Here is a 22,493-nt window from a genome sequence, read left to right as displayed (position 1 = left end):
TGGTCTATTCTGTCAGGCCCTTGCGGCGTCGTGCGACTGCGCGACGCGTTTCGCGCAGTCGTCGCGTCAACGCGTCGAGGTCTTCCTCGTCATCAATGTCCACTGAGGTTGCTTCAAGCGCGGCGTACTGGTCAGCCCTGCGCTGCGCCCGGTACGCAAGCAGGTCGGGGAGAAGGATGCGTCGGTGAGTCCCCAATCGCTCAAACGGAACCTTGCCCTCGTCAAGCAACTTGACGACCGTCGGTCGACTGACTCCGAGCAGGTCGGCGGCTTGCTGGGTTGTCAGCTTCAGCGTCCGCGGAGCCACAGTCACCGCAAACCCCTGCTGGAGCGCCTCGACAACCTGGCGAAGCACCCCGTAGACCTCGGCTGGAAGCTCGACGCGGTCACCTGGGGTGGCTCCGGCCAGGAAGTAACGTGGTGCCACCGGCCCCCGTCCCGTCCGCTCGTGGGCCTGGATGAAGTCGTGGACCTGGGCAACCTGCCCATCAGCTTCTGGCAGGTACGTCTCTTCCTTCAGTGCAGCCGCAGTCATGACGCCTCCTAGTCGAAATCATCGTAACCACCTTCGTTTCTTTCGTCCACGAAACGGATGAGACAGGCCGAGGGCAACCCGCGATGGACTAGCGCCAGATCCGCCGAACATGAGACTGTCTATGTGACTCAGTGCGTTCCTATAGCTACATCTAGCGATGTAGGTGGTTTCGATGGAACAGCTTCCGTTGTGGGGACCGAGCACCGACGACGAGCCAAAGTCAGTCCTGGCACGACCAGCAAGACTTCGCCTCCTGATCACAGTGAAGGCGGCCCCCAACCCCTCCGCCCGGTACGGGGAGACGGTTTGCGTCGGGGCACTGGGCCTGGACCCGCCCTGGACGGGGTGGATCCGCCTCTATCCCGTGCACTACCGGGATCTCGACGACGACAGCAAGTTCCACAAGTACGACGTCATCCACGTTGAGGCGCTGCCAGCCAGGCAAGACCAGCGGCGCGAGAGCTGGAAGCCGATCGTGGACACGATCACGACCGAGCGGCATCTTGCCAGTCGGCAATCGCGTCGGAGTCTCCTCGATCCACTCGTCGAAGACTCCATGTGCCGGCTCAACAAGCAGATCCGTGAGGATCCGAGCGGGCGATCGATCGCGTTGATTCGCGCGGTTGACATCTCAGCTCTACAGGTCAAGCGACATCCCGGCTGGTCAGCGGAGGACCGCAAGAAGATCGAGGGCTACCTCAACCAGCTCGATCTGCTGGAACCGACCAAGCGCAGCGCACTTCAAGCACCACGCTTCACTGGTGCGTACCGCTACCGTTGCGCGGACCGCCATTGCCGCGGCCACCAGCAGACTCTCTGGGACTGGGAGTTCGTCGCCCTACAACGCAGGCTGAACCGACTCACCGACGCGGAGGCTGCGGAGCAGCTGAGAGACAAGTTCCTCAACCAACTCTGCGGGGCTGACCGCGACGTCGCCTTCTACGTAGGCAACCAGGCGGCACGACCGCAATCCTTCAGCATCGGCGGTGTCTACGCACCGAGACGGCCCGCAGCTCGACACCGATCGCACGTCAACCGATGAGTTCGGCCAGCACGTCGGCATGGCACGGGTCCTCAGTGCGGCACCAGCACGCCAACTGCTTCCCCGTGAGTTCCCGCCGCGCTCGATCAACAAGAGCAGGCTGCCCCACAAGCCATTGCCGATAGAGGCGTAACGCCTCCGCCCGATCATGCTGCCGCAGGCTGAACGGATTGGCCCACGGAGAACGTCGCAACCCGAACCCCTGCCGTCCGACGTACACGGCGCCAGGCGGCACAACCGGGTGGTAGAGGTCTCCCCGCACGCGAACCCGCCGACATCCCCCCACGCCACCACCGTAATCGTCGACACCCGGCCCTCGCGAGAATGCTCGAGGAAAGTCGGTCGCTCCGGTCCATCGACTTTTCGACCCGTGCCCACCGCCCGTCGCACGCGAAAAAGGCCCCGACCCGGTAAATCAACCCGGTCAGGGCCTTGCTCGTTTGGTGCGCCGCCAGGGACTCGAACCCCGAACCCGCGGATTAAGAGTCCGCTGCTCTGCCAGTTGAGCTAGCGGCGCTCGTTCGGCAACGGAGAGAACATTAGCACCCCGCCAAGGCGGGCTCCAATCCGGTTACCCGACTCCCCCCTTCGGTCGAGCTTAACGCGCATACAGCCACAAACCAGACCTCGGGGCTGGGACGGGGGCGTGGGTCCGGCCACTGATACGGCACGATGTCCGCCAGGTACGCGAGAACAGAGGTGGGGATGGCACGGTTCACGCGAGCCGGGGCGGTGGTGGGCGCTCTGACCCTGGCGGCGTCGCTGGCACTGACCGGGTGCGGCGACGAGCAGAAGAAACCGGAATTCGTCGGCGGGACGTCGGCGGATGCGGGTACCGCACCCGACTCGGCCGCGCCGTCGACGAGCGGCGAGCCCAGCGCGCCCAGCGGGCCGGCGCTGACGCTGAGCCCGGCCGACGGCACGAAGAACAAGCCCGTGAGTACGGAGATCAGCGCCAAGCTGCCGAGCGGCGGGAAGGTGTCCGCGGTCACCCTGACCGCGGCCAGCGGCGCGACCGTGGAGGGCAAGCTCCGCGCCGACGGCTCGGCCTGGGTGCCGTCCGCGCCCCTGAAGTGGGGTACGAAGTACACGGCCACGGTGACGGCGAGCACGCCGGACGGCACGAGCAGCCAGGGCACCAGCTCCTTCACCACGATGGCCAAGCCGAAGTCGACGATCGGGTCCGGCCTGTACCTCTTCGACGACAAGAGCTACGGCGTCGCGATGCCGGTGGTGACCGAGTTCCACCCGGGCATCCCCAAGAAGGACCGGGCGGCGGTGCAGAAGCGGATGTTCGTCAAGACCGACCCGCCGCAGCCGGGCGCCTGGCACTGGGTCGACAACGGCACGCAGGCGTACTACCGGGCGCCGGAGTACTGGAAGCCGGGCACCACCATCAGCGTCCGGATCGCGTTGGCCGGGGTGCCGTTGAGCAACGGCAGGTACGGCGACATCGACCGCAAGGCCACCGCCAAGATCGGCCGGTCGTTGGTGATGAAGGTCGACAACGCCACGAAGAAGATGTCGGTGTACGAGAACGGCGCTCTGACGCGCACCATCCCGGTGAGCCTGGGCAAGAAGAGCACCCCGTCGTCCAGCGGGACGATGGTCGTGATGGAGAAGAAGGAAGCCACGGTCTTCGACACCCGTGACGATCCCGATCCGGCCAACCGCTACGTCACCGACATCCAGTTCGCCCAGCGGCTCACCTGGGGCGGCGAGTACATCCACGCCGCGCCCTGGTCGGAGCATGTGCAGGGACGGCAGAACGTCTCGCACGGCTGCGTGAACGTGTCGACGGCCAACGCCAAGTGGCTGTTCGACAAGACCCGGATCGGCGACCCGATCACGATCAAGGGCACCGAGCGCAAGATCGCCGCCGGCAACGGCTGGACGGCGTGGAGTCTGAGCTGGTCGGAGTTCATCAAGGGCAGCGCGCTGCCGGTGCCCAAGGGTGGATCCGGCCCGGCGCTCTGACCGTCCGGCGTCGTCGCGCCGGCCCTGCCGATGGCACGGGCCGGCGCGTACCCTTGCACTGCCCGCGACGTGACGACGGCGGCGGAGACCCTTCGGCTTCGGCAGGAAGACGAGCCTCAATCACGAAACGCCGGATAGTAACAAAAATCCGACATCGTGCCCGGCGTGTTCCTGCCCACCCTCGGCAACCAGGACCGGTTCTGGCACGTCTCTAAGAGACGATGGGTCAGCGACCACGACTGTGAGGACATCATGCGAGCTAGCCAGGACCAGCTGATCCGGCCCCGCGGACGACGCCGCGTGCTCGCGGCGGGGCTCCTCGCCGTGGCGTTGGCCTTCACCTCCGCCTGCACCGACGGCGACGGCGGCGGCAAGCCGTCCTCGTGGCAGGGCGGGGCCGAGACACCCGCGCCCAAGGCGGCGGCGACCATCGCCGAACCGGCGGCCGACGCTAAGGACGTCCCCGCCTCCACCGGCATCACCTTCACCACGAAGGACGCCCAGGAGACCGCCGTCGAGCTCAAGGACGCGGCCGGCAAGGCGGTCAAGGGGACCCTCGCGGCGGACGGCAAGTCGTGGTTGCCGAGCGAAGCGCTGGAATACGGCACCAGCTACACCGCCACGGTCACGGCCACCGGCGACGATGGTCTGCCGGCCACCGCGACCAGCACCTTCACCACGATGGCCAAGCCCGACAAGCAGATCCGGGTGAGCAGCTTCCTCGGCGACAACCAGCAGGTCGGTGTCGGGATGCCGTTGATCGTGAAGTTCAGCCGGGACATCCCGGAGGACTACCGCGACGACGTGCAGCGCCGCATGACGGTGACCTCGACGCCCGCCCAGGAGGGCATCTGGCACTGGGTCAGCCCGACCGAGGTCCGGTACCGGCCGAAGGAGTTCTGGAAGGCGAACAGCAAGGTCTCGTACCGCGTCCAGGCGGGTGGCCTGCCGATGGGCGACGGCTACTACGGCCGCGCGGACCTGTCGGTGGACATCAAGATCGGCCCGAAGTTGCTGATGACGGTGGACAACAAGACCAAGCGGATGACGGTGACCCGCGACGGCAAGGTGATCAAGACGATCCCGGTCAGCCTGGGCAAGAAGAGCACCCCCTCGTCCAGCGGCACCATGGTCGTCATCGAGAAGCTGCGCAAGACCGTCTTCGACACGTTCGAGGAGTTGGGCCCCGAGGACGGCTACCGCACCAAGATTGACTTCGCGCAGCGCCTCACCTGGGGCGGCGAATTCATCCACGCGGCCCCCTGGTCCGAGGGCCAGCAGGGCAGCGTCAACGTCTCGCACGGCTGCGTGAACGTGTCGATGGCGAACGGCGACTGGCTGTTCAAGAACACCGAGGTCGGTGACCCGATCACCGTCAAGGGGACCGAGCGCAAGCTCCAGAACGGCAACGGCTGGACGGACTGGAACATGAGCTGGGACGAGTACGTCAAGGGCAGTGCCCTGCCGTACGACCCGGACGCCCCGGCGGCCCCGGACGCCGCCGGCACCCCGTCGCCCACGCCGACCGCCTGATCCAGACCGACAGCGGCTTCGAGGAATCCGGGGCGTCCCCGCTGACAGGACACCCCGGATTCCTCGAAACGGAGTGATCAACCCCTGCGACGACTCAGGCCCCCTCCGAGGAGGGGGCCTGAGTATTGGGGTGACTGATGGGAATTGAACCCACGACAACCGGGACCACAACCCGGTGCTCTGCCAACTGAGCTACAGCCACCATGCCTCCGACACCAGGTCTGTCGCCCCGGGCGTCGTGCGGACCAATAATAGCCCCACCACCGCGCACGGCGTCCAGCGGGTTCCCCGCCGGCCGAGCGGCGCCGGATCAGAGCTCGGCGGCGATGCCCTTGGCGGTCTCGACGTCCGGGCCGGGCAGCGGCACGAAGATGGTGCGCCGGTAGTACTCCAGCTCGCGGATGCTCTCGCGGATGTCGGCGAGCGCCCGGTGCGCCAGGCCCTTCTGCGGCTGACCGAAGTACACGCGGGGGTACCAGCGGCGGCAGAGTTCCTTGATCGACGACACGTCGATCATGCGGTAGTGCAGGTGCGCGTCGAGGCGGGGCATGTCCCGGGCGATGAAGCCGCGGTCGGTGGCGATCGAGTTGCCGCACAGCGGCGCGGTGCGCGGGTCCTTCACGAAGGTGCTCACGTACTCCAGCACCCGGTCCTCGGCCTCGGCCAGGGTGACCGCCGACCGACGGACCTCCTCGGTGAGGCCCGACTTGGCGTGCATCGTCTGGACGATCTCCGGCATCGCCTCAAGCGCCGCCTCGTCGGCGTGGATCACCACGTCGACACCATCACCGAGCACGTTGAGGTCGGGGTCGGTGACCAGCGCCGCGACCTCGATCAGCTTGTCACTGCCGAGGTCCAACCCGGTCATCTCACAGTCGATCCAGACGAGGAGGTCAGCCACCGGGACAGCCTACGCGCAGCCCACGCCCCGCTGGTGCGCGCTCCGAAGGGGGTGGACCGCTAGGGTTTCTCAAGTGCCAGCCGAACCCATCGCACCGCCCGCCGTCACCGACGACGACCCCGGTGGCCGTACGGTCCGTCGGCTGGTCGCGATCGTGGCGCTGGTCGCCGTGCTGCCGGCGCTCTACCTGCGCAACCTGGTGCACAACTTCTTCGACCTGAAGATCTACATGTCGGCGATGGACTGGTGGACGGCCGGTCACCCGCTCTACGACTACGTCCAGCCGGACCGGGTGCAGGGTGAGTTGTACTTCACGTACCCGCCGTTCAGCGCCCTGTTGTTGTGGCCGTTCGGACTGCTCCGGCTCGGCGTGACCGTGACGATCTTCACGGTGCTCACGGTGGCGGCCGTGGTACTGACCACCAGGTGGCTGGTGCTGCCCGTGATCGTCCGGCACGACCTGCCCCGCACGTTCACCCTGACCGCCGCCGTGCTGCTGGTGCTGGCCGTGGAGATCACCCGCGAGACGATCACCCTCGGGCAGATCAACATGCTGCTGGTCGTGCTGATCCTGGCGGACCTGTTGTTCGCCGTACCGCAGGCGCGGCGCTGGGCCGGGGTCGGCATCGGGCTGGCGACGGCGCTCAAGCTCTTCCCGGGCATCTTCATCGTGTACCTGGTCGCCACCCGCCGGTGGCGGGCCGCCGTGGTGGCGAGCGTGACGGCCGCGGCGGCGACCCTGCTGGCGGCGGCGGTCGCCCCCGGGGACTCCTGGCGGTTCTGGACGCAGGAGTTGTGGGACACCGACCGGGTGGGACGCACCGACTATGTCGGCAACCAGTCGGTCTTCGGTCTGCTGAGCCGGTTTACCGCGCCGGAGAAGCCGGACCGGCTGCTGTGGTTGGTGATCGTGGCGGCGGTGGCCGGCTACGGGCTGTGGCGGGCTGCCCGGGCCGCGCGGGCCGGTGACGCGTTGACCGGCCTGACCCTGACCGGCCTGGTCGGTGCCCTGATCAGCCCGATCACCTGGACCCACCACATCTATTGGTTCGTGCCGGCGGTGGTGCTGCTCGCCGACGCCGCGCTCAGCGCGCATCGCCCGGACGAGGCACGCCGGCGGTGGTGGTCCGCCGCGCTCGCCGTGGGCACCACCGCCGTGATCGTCTACGGCGTGGTGACGTTCCAGAAATGGGGCACGGCGCCGGTCCGCACCCATGACCCGGTCGACTTCGTCCTGCAGAACCCCTACGTCCTGCTCAGCCTGCTGTTGCTGGTGGCTCTGCCGGTGCGCGCTTATCGCCAGGTCCGCGCGGAGGAAAATTCGCGCCAAATGGACACAAGTCCCCAGTAATGTCCATCGCCGCTAATCTGGACCCATCTACCTCAAGCGTCGCTCGGGTAGCACCGCTCCCCCGGTGAGAGTGGCCCTTCGCGTCGGCAGCGCGAAGGGCCACTTGCCGCGTCAGCCCTCCGGCGTCGGCCGGGCCGGCTCCGCGCCGATCGCCGAACGGGACCACTCGGACACGCCGGAGCCGACCGGGGCGAGCTGTCGCAGGGCCGGCACCGACCCGACGGGATGGGGATCGCGGACGCCCAGGCCGCTGAGCGACGTGACCCCGAGCCGGCCGGCGAGGACCGGCACCTGGTCCGGTTCGACCACGAAGACCACCTCACGCGGACGCGGTGGGCGCAGCAGAAGCAGCACCGCGCACGCCACCAGCAGCACCCCCGCCACCAGCAGTCCCCAGGCGACCGGGCCGACCCAGCCCGCCCGCAGCTCGGCGCGCAGGTCCAGCGTCAGGTCGGCACGGCCGTCCGGGCGCATCACCACCAGGCTCATCGGCTCGCCCGCGAGGTCGTCGGCGCTCCACTCGAGAGTGCCGACGCCCTCGCGTACCCAGAACGGAAGGCCCAGCGGCGGGCGGACCGCGTCGGCGGCCGGGGCCACGGGCGGGGATGCCGCGTCCGTACGGACCGGCAGCGGACCCCGGGCCAGCGCCACCCGGCGGACCGAGGCGTACGGCACGGACTCCAGCCAGGGGCGCACCTCGGCGGTCGGCGCGAGCCCCACGAACGCCGGGCCGTCGGGCGTCCGGGCGTCGAGCCGCAGACGGGTCTGCGTGCCGCGCGCGAAGGGCGCCTCCCGGCGCAGCAGCCGGTCGAGGTCGGTGACCACGACCGCGTGGCCCGGTGTGCGGACGGTTTCGAACCGGGCGGCGTAGGCCCCACCGGGATTGGCGTGCCGGGCGACCAGCCACAGCCCGCCGCCGGCGAGCAGCGCCGGAATCCCGATGACCAACAGCAGCATTCCGGCGATCGCCCGCACGAACCGCATTCGCACTGTCCCCCTCCGTAGCCAGATACCCGGCCGACCTTACCGACGTACGCCCGCTGATCAGGGGATATCCACAGCACGACCGCTCCCGGCCCCGGGACGCACGCTGGCCCGCCGGATTTTCCGGCGGGCCAGCGGGTGAGCGACGGGATCAGGACTTGGCGACCGGCTCCCGGCGGGTCCGGGCGAACGCCAAGCCGCCCAGCACCAGGCCGGCCAGGCCGGCGACGAGACCCGCGACGCCGAGGCCGATCGCGGCGCCGTCGCCCTCGTCATCGTCGTCCTTGTCGGCGACGGCAGCGGCGGACGGCGCGGCGGCCGACGCCGACGGCGCGGCAGCCGTGAGGGTGAGCACCGGGGCGGGCTTCTCCGGCTCCTCGCCACCCGGCTGCGGCTCGTCGATCCAGCGCGAGACGTTGCCGTCGGAGTACGTCTGGAGGGTCTTGAAGACCATCTTGTCGACCTTCGGCAGCGGCCCCATCGAGACGCCGAACTCCTGGAACTGCCCCGGCTTGACCGCCGCGTCACCCGTGGCCGTCCAGGTGATCTTCGAGACCGCCTCGGTGAGCTGGCTGCCGTGCACCTCGATCGGCGGCTCCACCTTGCGCTTCTCCGTGGCCACCGTCCAGCCGGGCACCGGGATGGTCGACACCGAGCCGACCGGGGCGTTCTCCGGCAGCACCACCTCCAGCTTGGTGGTCGAGGCGGTGTCGCTCTCGTTGGGCACCCGGAACGCCACCCGGGCGTAGCCGCCCTGGGTCGCCTCCTTCGGGTTCACCGTGACGTGGGCGGAGGCCGGCCCGGCGAAGCCGAGCACGGCGGTGGCGACGGCGGTGATCGCCAGGGCGGCAGCGGCGGATGCGGTACGCCGGAGTCGGGTCATGGGTGTCGTGGACCTCTCTAACGGATGGGCACGGTGGCGGTCACCGTGGCCTGGTCGATGTCGGTCGTGCGAGCGGTGATCTTCAACTGCCACTCGCCGGCGGCCGGCAGGCTGATGTCGCCGTACGCGTGGTTGTCGGTCAACGGCAGCAGCGGCACGTCGATCGGCTCGATACCGGCCGACGGCAGCGCGGCGGTCGCCCGCCACTCCACCACCGGCAGCGGCAGGTTGTCCTTGCTGTACGCGTACAGGTGCACCGAGTTGTTGCCCCGCTCGGCCGGGCTCAGCTCGACCTGCATCGAGAAGAGCGAGCTGTTCAGGGTGGTGGTGAAGAGGCCGGCCTCGACGCCGGACGACTCGGCCGCCGCCGTCCGGGCGGGCGGGGTCTGCACCAGGGTCGCGGACACGGCCAGCACCACGGCGGTGACGGCCAGCTCCACCAGGACCGCCCGGCGCACCGGCGCCGGTCGCTGCGCGGCCACCCGCCGACGGACCAACTGCCGGGAGTACGCGGCCACGGCGATCACGATCGCGAACAGCCCGATCTTGGCGAGCAGCAACCGCCCGTAGGTGGTGCTGAACAGCGCGTCGAGGGTCGCCACCTCGATCAACGCCTGCACGGTGCCGGCCAGCAGCAGGGCCGAGACGGCGAGCGCGGCCCAGCGCGACCAGATGGGCAGGATCGCGCTCAACTCCCGCTCGTCGGCCTGGCGCAGCAGGAAGACCGCGAGCATGAGCAGGCCACCCAACCAGACCGCCATGCTGCCCAGGTGGACCGCGTCGACCACCACGGACACCGCCGGCGCCGGGGAGGCCGCCGGGTGCCCGGCCAGCGGCCAGGTCAGCAGGGCCGCCCCGCCGAGCACCGCCAGGATGATCGCGTCGGTACGGCCGGCCGGACGTTCCAGCAGCGGCCGCAGCAGGAACGCCGCCGCGGCCAGCAGACCGAGCCGAACCAGGTGGGCCGCGCCGAAGGTACTGCCGAAGACGCTGCCGAACCCCGCGCCGGTCACGTCGAAGAGGCCACCACCGGCGGTGTAGGGCACCTGCAACCACAGGTCGGCGAGAGTGGCCAGCGCCGTCAGGCCGAGACCGGCCCAGGCCAGCCGGGCCGGCCCGCGCCGGGAGAGCCGCTGCGGCCAGAGCGCGGCGAGCACCAGGATCGGGCCGACCAGCAGCACCAGACCGGCGTACCCGAGGAACCGGGCCACCTTCACGGCGGTGCCCACCACCGGGTTGGCGCGGCTGTCGTTGCCGGAGTCAACCGGCGGGGTCGAGGGCGCGCCCACCGAGTAGGTGAACGCGCCGGAGACCGGGTGGCTGTCGGCGGAGATCACCCGGAAGCTCACCAGGTAGGTGCCACGCCCGGCGGCCGGATCCACCGGAATGGTCACCACCGCGCCCGCGAACGACGGCTCACCCCGGTCGGCCCGGGAGCCGTCCGGAGCGATCACCCGGACCTTGTCGGGGACCTTGCGGACCGACTCGCTGAAGGTGAGCACCACCTCGGACGGGCCGCTCGGCACCACCGAGGAGGCGGCCGGGCTGCTGCTGGACAGCACCGCGTGGGCGCTGGCCGGGGTGGCTGGCGCGATCAACAGGGCGACGACGGTGACCAGGAGGCCGGCGGCGGTAGCCAACCGGGCGGCCCAGCGGCGGGGGGCGACAGTCATGCCTGCCATGGTCGCCGACCCCAGTGGATCTCGGCGAACCGAGTCGGGCGAACGGCTCAATTCCGCTCAGCCGCCATCGCCGCGCGGGAGAGGTCGCGTGTCATGAGCAGGTAGTCGGTCGACGACGGGGAAAAGTTCCCGACGTGTCGCAGACCATCCAAGGGCCGAAGGCCCCTGACGCCACACCCGACGCCGCGTAACCTGGTTTGTCGTGATCCCCGTCCCGCGCGAGACCGGCCCCGCCGGCCCCACCGGTCCGTCCGGTGACGCCGGCCCGGACCCGGCGACCGAGTCGGCCCTGGTCGCGCGCGACGGCGACCCCACCGCCCAGGCGGTGTTCGTGCGGTTGACCCAGGCCGAGGTCTGGCGCTTCACCGCCGCCCTGGTCGGCCCGGACAGCGCCGACGACCTCGCCCAGGAGACGTACCTGCGGGCGTTCAAGGCCCTGCCGGCGTTCGAGGGTCGGTCCAGCGCCCGTACCTGGCTGCTCGGCATCGCCCGGCGGGCCTGCGCCGACCACCTGCGCACGGTGATCCGCCGACGTCGCCTCGACGAGCGGCTGGTCGCGAACGCCCACACCGACCGTCCGCACCCCGACCACGCCGGGCAGCTCGGCGCCGACGACCTCGTGCGGCGGCTGAGCCCCGAGCGACGGGCGGCGTTCGTGCTCACCCAGTTGCTCGGTCTCTCGTACGCCGAGGCCGCCGCCGTCGAGGGAGTGCCGGTGGGCACCATCCGGTCCCGGGTCGCCCGAGCCCGCGACGAGCTGGTCGCGGCGGTCGACGACGCCCGCACCGGCTGAGCCGGGAACTTCCGGCTGCGACGGGACGACAAATGAGCGTGACTGCACCCCCCACGCGGATCGGCCGTTGGGCGGCCGTCCGGCCCTGGCTCGGCACGGCGGCCCGCCTCGGCCTCGCCGCCGTCTGGCTCGTCGCCGGGGCGTCGAAGGTCGGTGACCTGGCCGCCTCGGGTCGGGCCGTGAACGCGTACCAGGTGCTGCCGTACGACGCCGCGACCGTGATCGGCGCGGCGCTGCCCTTCGTCGAGCTGGCCCTGGGCGTGCTCCTGCTGCTCGGGCTGGCCACCCGGCTCACCGCGGCGATCTCGACGGCGCTGCTGCTGGTCTTCATCGCGGGGATCTCCTCGGCCTGGGCGCGTGGCCTGGCCATCGACTGCGGCTGCTTCGGCAGCGGCGGGCAGCTCGCCGAGGGGCAGGCCCCGAGTTACCTCCCGGAGATCCTGCGGGACCTGGGATTCTTGGTACTGGCCGGTTTTCTGGTCATCTGGCCGCGTACGCCCGTATCAGTGGACGGGTGGCTGTCCGCCGAGCCCGTCGTGGAGGACGAGGATGAGTAGTCGCAAGGGTCAGCGGGACGCGGCCCGGGTCGTCCGCGAGCAACTGGCCCGCGAACGACGCCGCCGCCGCACGATCTGGGTGTCCGCCGCCGCCGTCGCCGTACTGGTCATCGCCGGCCTGATCGGCTGGGGCGTCTGGTCCAGCCAGCGCTCGGACAGCTTCACCACGCCGCCCGGCGCCAACGGGCCCGGCACCGGCATCGTCACCGGCGGCGGGCCGGTCACCGTCGACGTCTACGAGGACTTCCTCTGCCCGGTCTGCAACCAGTTCGAGCAGAGCAGCGGCGCGACGTTGGAGCAGTTGGCGTCCGAGAACAAGGCGAAGGTGGTGTACCACCCGGTCGCCTACCTCAACCGCTTCTCCAGCACCGGGTACTCCACCCGCTCGTCGGCCGCGTCCGGCTGCGCGGCGGCCGGCGGCAAGTTCCGCGAGTACGCCAAGGCGCTCTTCGCCAAGCAGCCGCCCGAGGGCAGCGCCGGGCTCAGCGACGACGAACTGATCGACATCGGCGTCGGCGTGGGGCTGGACCGGGGCTCGTTCGGCGGCTGCGTGAAGGACGGCACGTACAAGACGTGGACCGAGCACGTCACCGAGGAGGCCAGCCGCAGCGACGTCACCGGCACGCCCACCATCCTCGTCAACGGTCAGCCACTCGCCGACCGCACCCCGCAGGGCCTCACGGCAGCCGTGGCGGCGGCCGGCAAGTGATCCGTACCGTCCTGGCGCGCGCCGGCCTGATCGCCGCCGCCGCGTGCGCGGCGACGTTGCTCGGCGCGGCGCCCGCCGCCGCACACGGCGCGGACGCCCCGGACGGCACCGACTACCGCGCCCGCGTCACCGGCGTCACGCCGGCCCGGCCCGGCCTCGCGGTACGGGTCATCGAGGCGGGCGCGCGCCTGGAACTGACCAACCGCACCGGCCGGGCGGTCGAGGTGATGGGCTACTCCGGCGAGCCGTACCTGCGGATCGGTCCCGACGGCGTCTTCGAGAACACCCGCTCCCCCGCCACGTACCTGAACCGCACCCTGGCCGGTGACACCGCGCTCCCGCCCGAGGCCGACCCGGCCGCCGCACCGTCCTGGCGGCGGGTCGACGACGGGACCACGGCGCGCTGGCACGACCAGCGCGCGTTGTGGCCGGAGTCGACGCCACCGGCGCAGGTGCGCGCCGCGCCGGAGCGCGAGCACCGCGTCCGGGACTGGACGGTCCCGCTGCGCGACGGCACCGACCCGCTGACGATCGGCGGCACCCTGGACTGGGTGCCGCCGCCGGACGCGTACACCTGGTGGGCGGTGAGCATCGTCGGCCTGCTCGCGGTGGGTGCGCTCGGCCTGTTCGCCGCCGCCGCGCCCGCCGGCACGCGGGCGCTGGCCGCGCTCGGCGCGTTGCTCGTCGTCGGCGGCTCGGTCGCCGTCGCCTACCCGGTGGGACGGGAGATCGACGCGGGCGCCCAGGGGGTCGGCGGGGTGCTGTCCGGGCTGCTGTCCGGGCAGATCTGGTCGCTGCTCACCGGCCTCGGCGCGGTCGCCGCCGGCTCGTACGCGCTGCGCCGCCGCCCGGCAGCCGACTTCGCGGTGGCGTTGGCCGGGGCGTGCCTGGCGCTCTTCGCCGGTGTCGCGAACGCCGCCGTGTTCGCCCGGTCCGTCGCCCCGGTGCCCTGGTCGCCCACGGTCGCCCGGGTCATGGTGGCGGCGTTCCTGATCACCGGCGTCGGCGCGACGGCCGCCGGCGTCCTACGCCTGCGCGCAGCCTCCCGGGCCGCGACCCGAACCCCGGCCCTGCCGACCCGCTGACACCCCGCCGTCCCCCGCCTCCCCGCGATCTTGCGTTTTGTGTCGACGAATTGCGGCCTTCGAGGCATATGCGGCGACAGAAAGTGCAAGATCGCGGGGCCGGGGTGCGGGGGTCAGAGGGGCGGGGTGAAGCCGTACGGGAGCTCCAGGCGGTGCTTCGCCAGCAGGGGGGCGTCGGCGAGCAGGGTGCGGGTGGGGGCATCGGCTGCGATCCGGCCGCCGTCCAGGATCACCGAGCGCTCGCACAGCTCCGCCGCGTACGGCAGGTCGTGGGTGACCATCAGCAGGGTCACCGGCAGGCCCCGCAAAATCTCGGCCAGCTCACGGCGGGCCGCCGGGTCCAGGTTCGACGACGGCTCGTCCAGCACCAGGATCTCCGGGTGCATGGCCAGCACGGTCGCCACCGCCACCCGGCGGCGCTGCCCGAACGAGAGGTGCTGCGGGGCTCGGGCGCGGTGCTCGCTCATCCCCACGGCGGCCAGCGCCTCGTCGACCCGGGCCGCCAACTCCGCCCCGCGCAACCCCAGGTTGGCGGGCCCGAACGCGACATCCTCCGCCACCGTGGGCAGGAAGAGCTGGTCGTCCGGGTCCTGAAAGACGATGCCCACCCGGCGGCGTACCTCGGCCAGCGTCGCCCGGTCCGGAGTGACCGACAGGCCGCCCACGCTCACACTGCCCTCGGCCGGGGTGAGGATGCCGTTGAGGTGCAGCACCAGCGTGGTCTTGCCGGCGCCGTTGGGGCCGAGCAGCGCCACCCGGTCGCCGCGCGGCACCGCCAGGTCCACGCCGTGCAGCGCCACGTGCCCGTCCGGGTACGCGTACCGGAGGCCACGAACGTCCAGCGAGAGGGCGGTCTGCACGACTCCGATCATGTCAGCACGACGGCGGTCGCGGCGATGGAGGCAGCCACCACCGGCACGGTCGCCGCGACCAGCCACTGACCGGCGGTCGCGGCGCCGTCGCCCTGCCACACGGCGGGCATCCGCCCGGTGTAGCCCCGCGACAGCATCGCCAGGTAGACCCGCTCACCGCGTTCGAAGGCGCGCAGGAACAGTGCGCCGATGCCCGCGGCGAAGCCCCGTAACTGCCACAGGAAGCGCGGGTCGTCGCCCCGAGAGATGCGCGCCACCCGCATGCGCCGCGCCTCGCCGACCAACACGTCGAGGTAGCGCAGCATGAACGTGGCGATCTGCGTGAGGATCTGCGGGCAGTGCAACCGGTCCAGCCCGACGATCAGGTCCCGGGTGGTGGTGGTCGCGGCCAGCAGCAGCGACGCGAGGACGCCCAGGGTGCCCTTGGCCAGAATGTTCCACGCGCCGTGCAGGCCATCCTCGGACAGCCGCAGACCCAGCACCTCGACCCGCTCGCCCGCGCCGAGGAACGGCAGCGCGACCGCGAACAGCACGAACGGCACCTCGATCAACGCGCGGCTGAGCAGCCAGCGCGGCCCCACCCGGGCCAGCGCCGCCACCAGCGCCACCAGCAGGGCGTACGCCCCGAAGGCCCAGAACGCCTCCCGCGGGGTGGCCACCACGGCGACCGTGAAGACCACCATCGCCACGATCTTGACCTCGGGTGGGAGCCGGTGCACCGGCGAGGCAGTGTCGCGGTACAGCACGTGCCCGTGACCGGCGCCCATGTCGTACCCCCTGCTCAGTCGCTCGTGCCGGTGCGGCCGCGACCGGCGGTGACCGCGTCGCCCTCGGCGGACGTGCCGTCGTCGCCCGTGGCCGGCGCGGTGTCCCGACGGCGCAGCAGCCAGAAGCCGCCCAGGCCGATCGCGAAGGTCACCAACACGCCGAGCACCCCGGAGAGACCGGTCGAGAGGAAGCCGTTCTCCACGCCCCGCACGCCGTAGTCGGCCAGCGGGCTGTCGCCCAGCTCGTGGTCCTTGGCCTGCTGCGCCGGGCAACTGCCACCGACGATGTTGTCGTCGGCGTCCACCGTGCAGCCCTTGAGCAGGGAGGAGTCCAGCCCGTCCGGGTGCGACGAGGCGTAGTTGCTCACGACGCCGGCGAGCAGCAGGGCGACCAGCAGGCCACCGGCCAGAAAGGCCCAGGAACGGTTCTTCATCGGACACCTCCGGTGACCGGGACGGCGGGGGTGGTGGTCGGGGTACGCAGGGAACGCAGCGCGTACACCAGGTCGGGGCGGACCTTCGCGACGGTGAGCACGGTGGTCGCGGTGATCAGACCCTCGCCGATACCGATCAGCACGTGGACGCCGGCCATCGTGCCGGCCAGACCGGCCAGGTTGTTGCCCAGGTCGGTGGTGCCGCCCAGCCAGTACTCCAGGACGAAGCCCTGGGACGCGACCACCACGCTGACCAGGGCCGCGACGAACGCGGTCACCGCCAGGCCCGCCCGCGTGCGGGGCAGCACCCGCAGCAGCACCGAGATCAGCAGGTACGCGGCGGCGGTGCCGAGCAGCGCCATGTTGGTGATGTTGAGGCCGAGCATCGCCACCCCGCCGTCGCCGAAGATCAGGGCCTGTACGACGAGGACCACGGCCACGCAGAGCGCGCCGACCCACGGGCCGACCAGCATCGCGGCGAGCGCACCACCGAGCAGGTGACCGCTCACGCCCGCCGTGAAGATCGGAAAGTTGAGCATCTGCACGGCGAAGATGAACGCCGCCACCAGGCCGGCCATCGGGGCGAGCCGGTCGTCCAGGTCCCGCCGGCCACGCAGGACGCAGTAGGTGAGCGCGACGAGGGCGAGCGCAGCGAAGATCGCTGCCACGGGACCGTCGATGATCCCGTTCGAGATGTGCATCGCCAGTGTTTCCACGCGACCTCCCACGCGTCAGCGGACCCGTCCGGACCCGGCGGGGGTCAGCCTATTTCCTATGACTTGTTGTTGCCAGAGTCTGGCAACAACGCATGGCCTTGATCACCTTTACGGCCCGGCTCTTCCGATGTCGGGGTGTCCGCGGCTCCGGGACACCACGCTTTCCAGGAACACGAGCCGGCGCGCGCCGGCGACGCGGGACGCGCGCACGCCCGGCGGTAGGGTCGGGGCCATGACCGCGCCCGATCGTCTCTCCCCCGGTGACCCCGCGCCCGAGTGGACCCTGCCCACCGACACCGGCGACCAGCTCTCCCTGGCCGACCTGCGCGGCCGCAAGGTGGTCCTGTACGCCTACCCGGCCGCGATGACCCCCGGCTGCACCAAGCAGGCCTGCGACTTCCGCGACTCCCTCGCCTCGCTCCAGGCGGCCGGCTACGAGGTGGTCGGCATCTCCCCCGACAAGCCGGCGAAGCTGGCCAAGTTCCGCGACCGCGACGCCATCACGTTCCCGCTGGTGTCCGACGCGGACAAGACGGTGCTCACCGCGTACGGCGCGTACGGCGAGAAGCAGCTCTACGGCAAGACCGTCACCGGCGTGATCCGCTCCACGTTCGTCATCGACGGCGACGGCAAGGTCGAACGGGCGCTCTACAACGTCAAGGCCACCGGGCACGTCGCCAAGCTCCGCCGCGACCTCGGACTCGACTGAGAGCGTCACACCGGGCCGCTACCGTGCGTCAATGGTCCGATACAAATACACACCGGAGTTGCTCGCCGAGGCGGCCGCCGCCGCCCGCAACATCACCGAGGTGATGCGGATGCTCGGCGTACGCGTCAGCGGCGGCTCGCACGCGCACATCAGCCGCCAGCTCAAGAAGTTCGGCGTCGACACGTCGCACTTCACCGGCCAGGCGCACAACCGCAGCGCACGTCGGACGAGTTCAGCCCAGTTGCTGATTCAACTGCCGCAAGGATCCCGGCGTACGCCCGGCGTGCGGTTGAAGTGGGCCCTCGCCGACCTCGGCCTGCCGCAGGAGTGCGAAGCATGCGGGACGGGGTCAGTCTGGCGAGGCGCGCCACTGACTTTGCACGTGGACCACATCAATGGGGACTTCCTCGACAACAGACCGCCGAACCTCCGGCTTCTTTGCCCCAACTGCCACAGTCAGACCGAGACGTTCGCCGGCCGACGGAACCGGGCCCGCAGTCTCGCCGCTCCCGTCCTCAACGCGGACAGCGGCGAGGAACGCTCCGTCGAGATAGCTGGCTCCGACCGCCCGCCGACGCGGCAGGAACTCCTCGAGATGTTCGACCGGATCGCCGCGCAGCAGATCACCGCCTCGGAGGCGGCACGGCAGTTGGGCTACCCCCCGGCATATCTGCACAAGGTCCGGCGACTACTGGAGCAGGAAGGCGTGTTGACGCCGCGTCCGGACCGTAGCTGGCGTTCGAGGGCTCATCGGGACGCGGTGATACAGCAGGCGCTGGCCAATCCGGACGTCGGCCCGAAACGGCTCGCCGAGATCCTGCGTAACGCCCCCAACGGGGCATGCCGGGTGGGTCACGGCACGATCTCAGCCATCCTGAAGGAGGCCGGGCTCAACACCGCTGAAGCCAGACGCTCTAGACTCAGCGAGTTGGCGGGAGTGGCGGAACGGCAGACGCGCAGGTCTTAGGAACCTGTATCCGGAAGGATGTGGGGGTTCGAATCCCCTCTCCCGCACCGAGAACGACCACCACGCGCAGAAGCTGGTTGTCGAACGCGTCACGGTGGTGGGTCACGAGCCCGGTCGACCGGCCAGGATGGGCGCCGTGACTCTGCGCTTCGTCCTCGATCCCGAGCTGACCCCGCGGCTGCGCGCCGAGATCGTCGCCCTCTGGGTGGACGTCAGCAACGCCGGTGGCGCGGTCGGTTTCGTCCCGCCGGTCACCACCACTGACGTCCGTACGATCGCCGACCCGACGTTCGCGGGCGTCGCCGACGGGCCGGACCGGCTCCTGGTCGGGTACGAGGGTGACCGGCCCGTCGCGGTGCTGATCTTCTGCGACAACCGGTTCGGGCTCAAGGCGCACTGGTGTGTGCTGAAGCGGGTGATGGTCCACCCGGACACCCAGGGCACGGGCTGCGGGTCGGCGCTGATGCGCGAGGCCGCGCGGCTGGGCCGCGAGTTGGGCCACGAGGCGCTGCACGTGACGGTGCGCGACGGGTTGGGGCTGGACGGGTTCTACCGCCGCCTCGGGTACCGGGAGATCGGCCGACTGCCGGGCGCGCTGCGGGTGGCGCCGGGCGACGACCGAGACGAGATCCTCATGTGGCTGGACCTGACACCGACCGACTGAGTGATCGACCGTCACCAGGCCGGACCGCAGCCGGGCCGGGCCGACGCCGGGGCCGAGCGGCAACACCGGCGAACGGTTCAGCCGCACCAGCGAGCGGTCGCCCCGGCGGGTCGGGTGGAGGGCCCGTCGGCGGCCGGGGTGGCCGGCGCGTTCGCCACGGCCACCTTGTCGGCGCGGCGGGCCGGTGTCGGCGTGCCGTTGGGTCGGGCGACCGGCGGACGGGTCGTCGTGGGCGGACGCGTGGTCGCGGCGACGAGGCCGCGCTCGTACATTCGCACCACGCTCGTCTGCACCTGGCCCGGCGTCATGCGGATGCCGGAGACGGTGACCCGGTGTCCGTACACGTCGCTGATCCGCACGCTGTACGGGCCGGGGCCCGCGCCGGAGGCGAGCAGCCAGTAGTTGTAGTCCTGCCGGGCGGTTGCCCGCCACGGGCCGCTGGTGCCCTGGCGTACCTCGACGGCGCGCAGCGGGTTGCCGTGGTTGCCGATCCGGACGGCGAACCAGAACTGCGACGCGCCCTCCTTGATGCGGAAGGTCAGCGGGCCGGGCAGCGGCGGGTTGACGACCGCGCGGTAGGTGACCTGGACGAGCCCCTGGACCGGGTCGGCGATCCGGGCGAACGCCTCCTGGGACAGGTCGAGGTGTCCGGGCTCGCACTCCGGGCACTGGTCCATGATGAGGACCCGGACGGTGCCCTTCGGGCCGGTGACGTCGAGGAAACCGCCGCAGGCGGCGCCCGCGGCGTACTCGGTGGGGCCGAGGGCGACGTAGAGCCGGTTGGCCGGCGCGGCCGGGTTCGAGCAGTTGCCGCCGGTGCCCTTCGAGTCGTAGAAGGTGGCCTTGCCGCTGTGGGTGGCGGTGCCGGTGGGTGGCGCGGCGGCGAGCGTCCGCCCGGCGGCGCAGGCCGGGGTGGAGCCGGACCGCAGGGCCAGGGTGAGTCCGAGGGCCGCCGCGAGCACGGTGACGCCGGTGGCGACCAGCCAGGGCACCGGGCCGGACGAGGACGCGGGCCGATCGTCCGGAGCGCGGTCCAGGTCGAGGTCGATGTCGACGTCCTTGACGGCGAGGGCGGGATCCTCGACGCCGCCGGGAGCGCTTCCGTCGGTCACGTCGCGATGCTGCCGGAACGGCATACGGCCGGACAAGGCGGCTAAGCGAAAGCTAAGAGAGCATCGACGGACGGTGACGAGCCCGCCGCTGGACGGTCAGGGTTCGACGACGAGCGCGTCGCCGATCCGTATGGGTCCACTGTCGACGGGCACCACGTTCAGTCCGAACAGGAGCTTCTGGCGGATGTTGCGGTAGCGGCCGAGGGTACGTAGGGGCTCCTTGGCGCGTACCCCGGTCTCCTGGTCAGTGGTGGTGACCACGCAGCGGTCGCACGGCCCGGCGGCGCGCAGCCGCACGTCGCCGACGCGCAGCGACCGGCCCGCCCACCCGTCCTCGGCCCAGGCCGGCGCGCCGTCGACGACCAGGTTGGGCCGGAACCGCGTCATCGGCACCGGCTCCTCACCCGCGTCGGCGAGCCAGCCGTTGAGGGCGTCGAGGGAGCCGGTGCTGGTCAGCAACAGTGGGTAGGCGTCGGCGAAGTTGACCTGGTCGCCGGTGTCGTACTCGCGATCGGCGGCGGCCAGGTGTCGCGTCGGACTGGCCAACCAGACCAACCGGACGGGCTGGCCGAGGAGCGCGCCGAGCCAGGCGTCAGCGGCCGGGCCGGCGTGCAGCGCGGGGACCGAGGTCGTCCGGCTGCGGAAGGTCCGCACCCGCACCGGCTCGCCGCCGGCCGGTTCCGGTACGTCGAGGTCGGGCCTGGTGTCGGCGCGCAGCACCAGGCCGCCCGGGCGCACGCTGGCCCGCAGGCCGACCAGGCGGGTCGTGTCCCGCTGGGTGACGCCGACGCCGTCGGCGTCCACCACCATCCAGCGTCGGTCGCCGGCCAGGCCCCACGGTTGCACGAACGCGCCGTCGTGGTCGAGCCGGTGACAACCCTTGACGGGGTACGTGTGGATCGAGGTCAGCCGCACCCGGTAACCATGACACGCCGACAGCGTCGCGGACGATCCTCCCACCATCGGCGGGCGTTCCTGGCCGGTCGAGGGTACGCGGGGCAGAACGTGAATCAGTAGCATCGCCGGTATGGCGCGCGCAGACCAGACCGCAGAATTCAACCTCCAGACGAACGGGGGGCCGGTCGATCCTGGGCAGCCAGACGGTGGTGAGCAGGTCACCGCACCGCCGCCCCGACCCCGGCGACGGTGGAAGCGGATCGTCCTGATCATCCTCGTAGTCCTGGCGTTGCTCGTCGGTGGCGGTGTGGTCGCGGGTGGTCTCTACTACCGCTCCATCAACTCGAACATCGAACGGGTGGACGCGTTCGAGGATGTGCCGGAGGAGTCGCGTCCGGAGCCCGTGGCGACCGGTGCGATGAACATCATGATCCTCGGCAGCGACTCCCGCGATACGCAGAACACGTCGGGCTCCCGATCGGACACGATCATCCTGGCGCACCTTCCGAAGGACCGCTCCAGCGCACAGCTGATCTCCATCCCTCGTGACACGTGGGTGAACGTGCCCAAGTCCAAGGAGGGGCGCGGCGGCACGGACGCCAAAATCAATGCGGCGTACGCGTGGGGCGGCGTTCCGCTGATGGTGCAGACGGTGGAGAAGTTCACAAACGTCCGCATCGACCACGTGACAATGGTCGACTTCTCCGGCTTCAAGGAGATCGTCGACGCGCTGGGTGGTGTCGAGATCGATGTGGAGCAGAGCTTCACCTCGACCCACTCGCTGAACCCCGACGGGCGGCGCGAGTTCACCAAGGGAAGGCAGACGATGGACGGCGCGGCCGCCCTGGACTACGCCCGTGAGCGTTACGCCTTCGCCAATGGCGACTTCGCCCGGATCAAGCATCAGCAGCAGGTCATCAAGGCCATTTTGGACAAGGCGGCCTCCGGTGGCGTACTGGCGAATCCCACCAAGCTGAACTCGTTCGTGAAGGCCACGGCCAACTCGGTCGCCGTCGACCGTTCCCTGTCCCTGGTCGATCTGGCGATGGAGCTTCGTCACCTCCGGGGCGGCAACCTCGCGTTCTACACCTGCCCCACCAAGGGGACGGGAATGATCGGCAGTGAAAGTGTCGTGCTCGCGGACAAGGGCAAGGCGCAACGCGTCTTCGACGCCGTTCGCCGCGACGCGGTAGCCGACATCGCGTCCGCCGCAAAGTAGGAGACAGGAATGCCGTGCCGGCTCTGGTGGTGTAACTGACGCGGTCGTAACCTGCGATCGCCCCCTGGCTCGAATTTCGCCGGAGGGCTCACGGGGGAGGATCA

Annotated in this window: 24 protein-coding genes and 3 tRNA genes; 13 read left to right on the top strand and 14 right to left on the bottom strand. The window is 70.8% G+C overall.

Going from position 1 to position 22,493, the window contains the following annotated elements; genetic code table 11:
- Window positions 1–4: 4 nt before the first annotated feature.
- Complete coding sequence (locus ABZ272_RS23645) at window positions 5–535, bottom strand: helix-turn-helix domain-containing protein (protein WP_355052089.1); 531 nt, start codon at window positions 533–535, stop codon at window positions 5–7.
- Between the two features lie 172 nt (window positions 536–707).
- Between ABZ272_RS23645 and ABZ272_RS23640 the strand changes: the two genes are divergently transcribed.
- Window positions 708–1,577, top strand: a complete 870-nt coding sequence (locus ABZ272_RS23640) for a hypothetical protein (RefSeq protein WP_355052088.1) — start codon at window positions 708–710, stop codon at window positions 1,575–1,577.
- Here ABZ272_RS23640 and ABZ272_RS23635 read toward each other — a convergent pair.
- Together ABZ272_RS23635 and ABZ272_RS23630 are read right to left on the bottom strand one after the other, a co-directional pair.
- Entirely contained in the window at window positions 1,567–1,812 is a 246-nt protein-coding gene (locus tag ABZ272_RS23635; RefSeq protein ID WP_355052179.1) for a DUF4326 domain-containing protein, read from the bottom strand. The genes ABZ272_RS23640 and ABZ272_RS23635 overlap by 11 nt on opposite strands.
- A 206-nt stretch (window positions 1,813–2,018) precedes the next feature.
- Window positions 2,019–2,094: transfer RNA gene (locus ABZ272_RS23630), tRNA-Lys, on the bottom strand.
- 188 nt (window positions 2,095–2,282) lie between these two features.
- On the opposite strand from ABZ272_RS23630, the gene ABZ272_RS23625 reads away from it, so the two are divergent.
- The gene (locus ABZ272_RS23625; protein WP_355052087.1) at window positions 2,283–3,554 is read left to right on the top strand and encodes an Ig-like domain-containing protein; all 1,272 of its coding nucleotides are present in this window, start codon (window positions 2,283–2,285) and stop codon (window positions 3,552–3,554) included.
- 252 nt (window positions 3,555–3,806) lie between these two features.
- The gene (locus tag ABZ272_RS23620; protein WP_355052178.1) at window positions 3,807–5,087 is read left to right on the top strand and encodes an Ig-like domain-containing protein; all 1,281 of its coding nucleotides are present in this window, start codon (window positions 3,807–3,809) and stop codon (window positions 5,085–5,087) included.
- A gap of 126 nt (window positions 5,088–5,213) precedes the next feature.
- On the opposite strand, the gene ABZ272_RS23615 is transcribed toward ABZ272_RS23620, so the two are convergent.
- Window positions 5,214–5,289, bottom strand: a tRNA-His gene (locus ABZ272_RS23615).
- A gap of 108 nt (window positions 5,290–5,397) precedes the next feature.
- Window positions 5,398–5,988, bottom strand: a complete 591-nt coding sequence (gene orn / locus ABZ272_RS23610) for an oligoribonuclease (RefSeq protein ID WP_308195323.1) — start codon at window positions 5,986–5,988, stop codon at window positions 5,398–5,400.
- A gap of 73 nt (window positions 5,989–6,061) precedes the next feature.
- Between orn and ABZ272_RS23605 the strand changes: the two genes are divergently transcribed.
- Complete coding sequence (locus ABZ272_RS23605) at window positions 6,062–7,339, top strand: glycosyltransferase 87 family protein (protein ID WP_355052086.1); 1,278 nt, start codon at window positions 6,062–6,064, stop codon at window positions 7,337–7,339.
- 111 nt (window positions 7,340–7,450) lie between these two features.
- Here the strand turns inward: ABZ272_RS23605 and ABZ272_RS23600 are convergent, their stop codons facing one another.
- The 3 genes from ABZ272_RS23600 to ABZ272_RS23590 all read right to left on the bottom strand — a co-directional run bounded on the left by ABZ272_RS23600 (window position 7,451) and on the right by ABZ272_RS23590 (window position 10,888).
- Entirely contained in the window at window positions 7,451–8,323 is an 873-nt protein-coding gene (locus tag ABZ272_RS23600) for a hypothetical protein (RefSeq protein WP_355052177.1), read from the bottom strand.
- 151 nt (window positions 8,324–8,474) lie between these two features.
- Window positions 8,475–9,206 carry a YcnI family protein gene (locus ABZ272_RS23595; protein WP_355052085.1) on the bottom strand — a complete coding sequence of 244 codons (732 nt, stop codon included), beginning with the start codon at window positions 9,204–9,206 and terminating at the stop codon, window positions 8,475–8,477.
- Window positions 9,207–9,223: 17 nt separating this feature from the next.
- Window positions 9,224–10,888 (bottom strand): copper resistance protein CopC, encoded by a 1,665-nt coding sequence (locus ABZ272_RS23590; protein ID WP_355052084.1) that lies wholly within the window; start codon window positions 10,886–10,888, stop codon window positions 9,224–9,226.
- Window positions 10,889–11,090: 202 nt separating this feature from the next.
- On the opposite strand from ABZ272_RS23590, the gene ABZ272_RS23585 reads away from it, so the two are divergent.
- The 4 genes from ABZ272_RS23585 to ABZ272_RS23570 are packed head-to-tail and all read left to right on the top strand — an operon-like array spanning window position 11,091 to window position 14,032.
- Window positions 11,091–11,681, top strand: coding sequence for a sigma-70 family RNA polymerase sigma factor (locus ABZ272_RS23585; RefSeq protein WP_355052083.1), 591 nt, complete (start codon window positions 11,091–11,093; stop codon window positions 11,679–11,681).
- 32 nt (window positions 11,682–11,713) lie between these two features.
- Complete coding sequence (locus ABZ272_RS23580) at window positions 11,714–12,238, top strand: MauE/DoxX family redox-associated membrane protein (RefSeq protein WP_355052082.1); 525 nt, start codon at window positions 11,714–11,716, stop codon at window positions 12,236–12,238.
- Complete coding sequence (locus tag ABZ272_RS23575; protein WP_355052081.1) at window positions 12,231–12,947, top strand: thioredoxin domain-containing protein; 717 nt, start codon at window positions 12,231–12,233, stop codon at window positions 12,945–12,947. Before ABZ272_RS23580 ends, ABZ272_RS23575 begins: the two co-directional genes overlap by 8 nt.
- Window positions 12,944–14,032 (top strand): hypothetical protein, encoded by a 1,089-nt coding sequence (locus ABZ272_RS23570; protein ID WP_355052080.1) that lies wholly within the window; start codon window positions 12,944–12,946, stop codon window positions 14,030–14,032. Before ABZ272_RS23575 ends, ABZ272_RS23570 begins: the two co-directional genes overlap by 4 nt.
- A 113-nt stretch (window positions 14,033–14,145) precedes the next feature.
- Here ABZ272_RS23570 and ABZ272_RS23565 read toward each other — a convergent pair whose 3' ends face one another.
- From ABZ272_RS23565 to ABZ272_RS23550, 4 genes are read right to left on the bottom strand one after another with little or no spacing between them, the layout of a single operon-like run.
- Window positions 14,146–14,904, bottom strand: a complete 759-nt coding sequence (locus ABZ272_RS23565; protein ID WP_355052079.1) for an ABC transporter ATP-binding protein — start codon at window positions 14,902–14,904, stop codon at window positions 14,146–14,148.
- A complete protein-coding gene (gene cbiQ, locus ABZ272_RS23560; RefSeq protein ID WP_355052078.1) occupies window positions 14,901–15,671 on the bottom strand; it encodes a cobalt ECF transporter T component CbiQ in 771 nt (256 codons plus the stop codon). Before cbiQ ends, ABZ272_RS23565 begins: the two co-directional genes overlap by 4 nt.
- Window positions 15,672–15,685: 14 nt before the next feature.
- Window positions 15,686–16,105, bottom strand: a complete 420-nt coding sequence (locus ABZ272_RS23555) for a PDGLE domain-containing protein (protein WP_355052077.1) — start codon at window positions 16,103–16,105, stop codon at window positions 15,686–15,688.
- On the bottom strand, window positions 16,102–16,821 hold the full coding sequence (locus tag ABZ272_RS23550) for an energy-coupling factor ABC transporter permease (protein WP_355052076.1): 720 nt from the start codon (window positions 16,819–16,821) through the stop codon (window positions 16,102–16,104). The genes ABZ272_RS23555 and ABZ272_RS23550 overlap by 4 nt, the downstream gene beginning before the upstream one ends.
- 232 nt (window positions 16,822–17,053) lie before the next feature.
- Here ABZ272_RS23550 and bcp point away from each other — a divergent pair, with 232 nt between their 5' ends.
- From bcp to ABZ272_RS23530, 4 genes are all read left to right on the top strand, one after another.
- Window positions 17,054–17,530 (top strand): thioredoxin-dependent thiol peroxidase, encoded by a 477-nt coding sequence (gene bcp, locus ABZ272_RS23545; protein ID WP_355052075.1) that lies wholly within the window; start codon window positions 17,054–17,056, stop codon window positions 17,528–17,530.
- A gap of 31 nt (window positions 17,531–17,561) precedes the next feature.
- Window positions 17,562–18,497 (top strand): HNH endonuclease signature motif containing protein, encoded by a 936-nt coding sequence (locus tag ABZ272_RS23540; protein WP_355052074.1) that lies wholly within the window; start codon window positions 17,562–17,564, stop codon window positions 18,495–18,497.
- Window positions 18,462–18,544 (top strand) — tRNA-Leu (locus ABZ272_RS23535). The genes ABZ272_RS23540 and ABZ272_RS23535 overlap by 36 nt, the downstream gene beginning before the upstream one ends.
- 89 nt (window positions 18,545–18,633) lie before the next feature.
- Complete coding sequence (locus tag ABZ272_RS23530; RefSeq protein WP_355052073.1) at window positions 18,634–19,161, top strand: GNAT family N-acetyltransferase; 528 nt, start codon at window positions 18,634–18,636, stop codon at window positions 19,159–19,161.
- A gap of 77 nt (window positions 19,162–19,238) precedes the next feature.
- Here the strand turns inward: ABZ272_RS23530 and ABZ272_RS23525 are convergent, their stop codons facing one another.
- Window positions 19,239–20,273 (bottom strand): expansin EXLX1 family cellulose-binding protein, encoded by a 1,035-nt coding sequence (locus tag ABZ272_RS23525; protein ID WP_355052072.1) that lies wholly within the window; start codon window positions 20,271–20,273, stop codon window positions 19,239–19,241.
- Between the two features lie 96 nt (window positions 20,274–20,369).
- Window positions 20,370–21,188, bottom strand: a complete 819-nt coding sequence (locus ABZ272_RS23520) for an MOSC N-terminal beta barrel domain-containing protein (protein WP_355052071.1) — start codon at window positions 21,186–21,188, stop codon at window positions 20,370–20,372.
- A gap of 247 nt (window positions 21,189–21,435) precedes the next feature.
- Here ABZ272_RS23520 and ABZ272_RS23515 point away from each other — a divergent pair, with 247 nt between their 5' ends.
- A complete protein-coding gene (locus ABZ272_RS23515) occupies window positions 21,436–22,389 on the top strand; it encodes an LCP family protein (protein ID WP_355052176.1) in 954 nt (317 codons plus the stop codon).
- Window positions 22,390–22,493: the final 104 nt, after the last annotated feature.

It is taken from the genome of Micromonospora sp. NPDC005979, from assembly GCF_040614415.1.
Classification (GTDB): domain Bacteria; phylum Actinomycetota; class Actinomycetes; order Mycobacteriales; family Micromonosporaceae; genus Micromonospora.
Note: the sequence above shows the minus strand (reverse complement) of the source record. Positions and strands in the feature narration are given on the sequence as shown.

Coding starts and splice junctions, on each gene's coding strand:
- ABZ272_RS23645 (WP_355052089.1), bottom strand. CDS start 535: ATGACTGCGGCTGCACTGAAGGAAGAGACGTACCTGCCAGAAGCTGAT.
- ABZ272_RS23640 (WP_355052088.1), top strand. CDS start 708: ATGGAACAGCTTCCGTTGTGGGGACCGAGCACCGACGACGAGCCAAAG.
- ABZ272_RS23625 (WP_355052087.1), top strand. CDS start 2,283: ATGGCACGGTTCACGCGAGCCGGGGCGGTGGTGGGCGCTCTGACCCTG.
- ABZ272_RS23620 (WP_355052178.1), top strand. CDS start 3,807: ATGCGAGCTAGCCAGGACCAGCTGATCCGGCCCCGCGGACGACGCCGC.
- ABZ272_RS23600 (WP_355052177.1), bottom strand. CDS start 8,323: ATGCGGTTCGTGCGGGCGATCGCCGGAATGCTGCTGTTGGTCATCGGG.
- ABZ272_RS23595 (WP_355052085.1), bottom strand. CDS start 9,206: ATGACCCGACTCCGGCGTACCGCATCCGCCGCTGCCGCCCTGGCGATC.
- ABZ272_RS23590 (WP_355052084.1), bottom strand. CDS start 10,888: ATGGCAGGCATGACTGTCGCCCCCCGCCGCTGGGCCGCCCGGTTGGCT.
- ABZ272_RS23580 (WP_355052082.1), top strand. CDS start 11,714: ATGAGCGTGACTGCACCCCCCACGCGGATCGGCCGTTGGGCGGCCGTC.
- ABZ272_RS23575 (WP_355052081.1), top strand. CDS start 12,231: ATGAGTAGTCGCAAGGGTCAGCGGGACGCGGCCCGGGTCGTCCGCGAG.
- ABZ272_RS23565 (WP_355052079.1), bottom strand. CDS start 14,904: ATGATCGGAGTCGTGCAGACCGCCCTCTCGCTGGACGTTCGTGGCCTC.
- cbiQ (WP_355052078.1), bottom strand. CDS start 15,671: ATGGGCGCCGGTCACGGGCACGTGCTGTACCGCGACACTGCCTCGCCG.
- ABZ272_RS23555 (WP_355052077.1), bottom strand. CDS start 16,105: ATGAAGAACCGTTCCTGGGCCTTTCTGGCCGGTGGCCTGCTGGTCGCC.
- bcp (WP_355052075.1), top strand. CDS start 17,054: ATGACCGCGCCCGATCGTCTCTCCCCCGGTGACCCCGCGCCCGAGTGG.
- ABZ272_RS23540 (WP_355052074.1), top strand. CDS start 17,562: ATGGTCCGATACAAATACACACCGGAGTTGCTCGCCGAGGCGGCCGCC.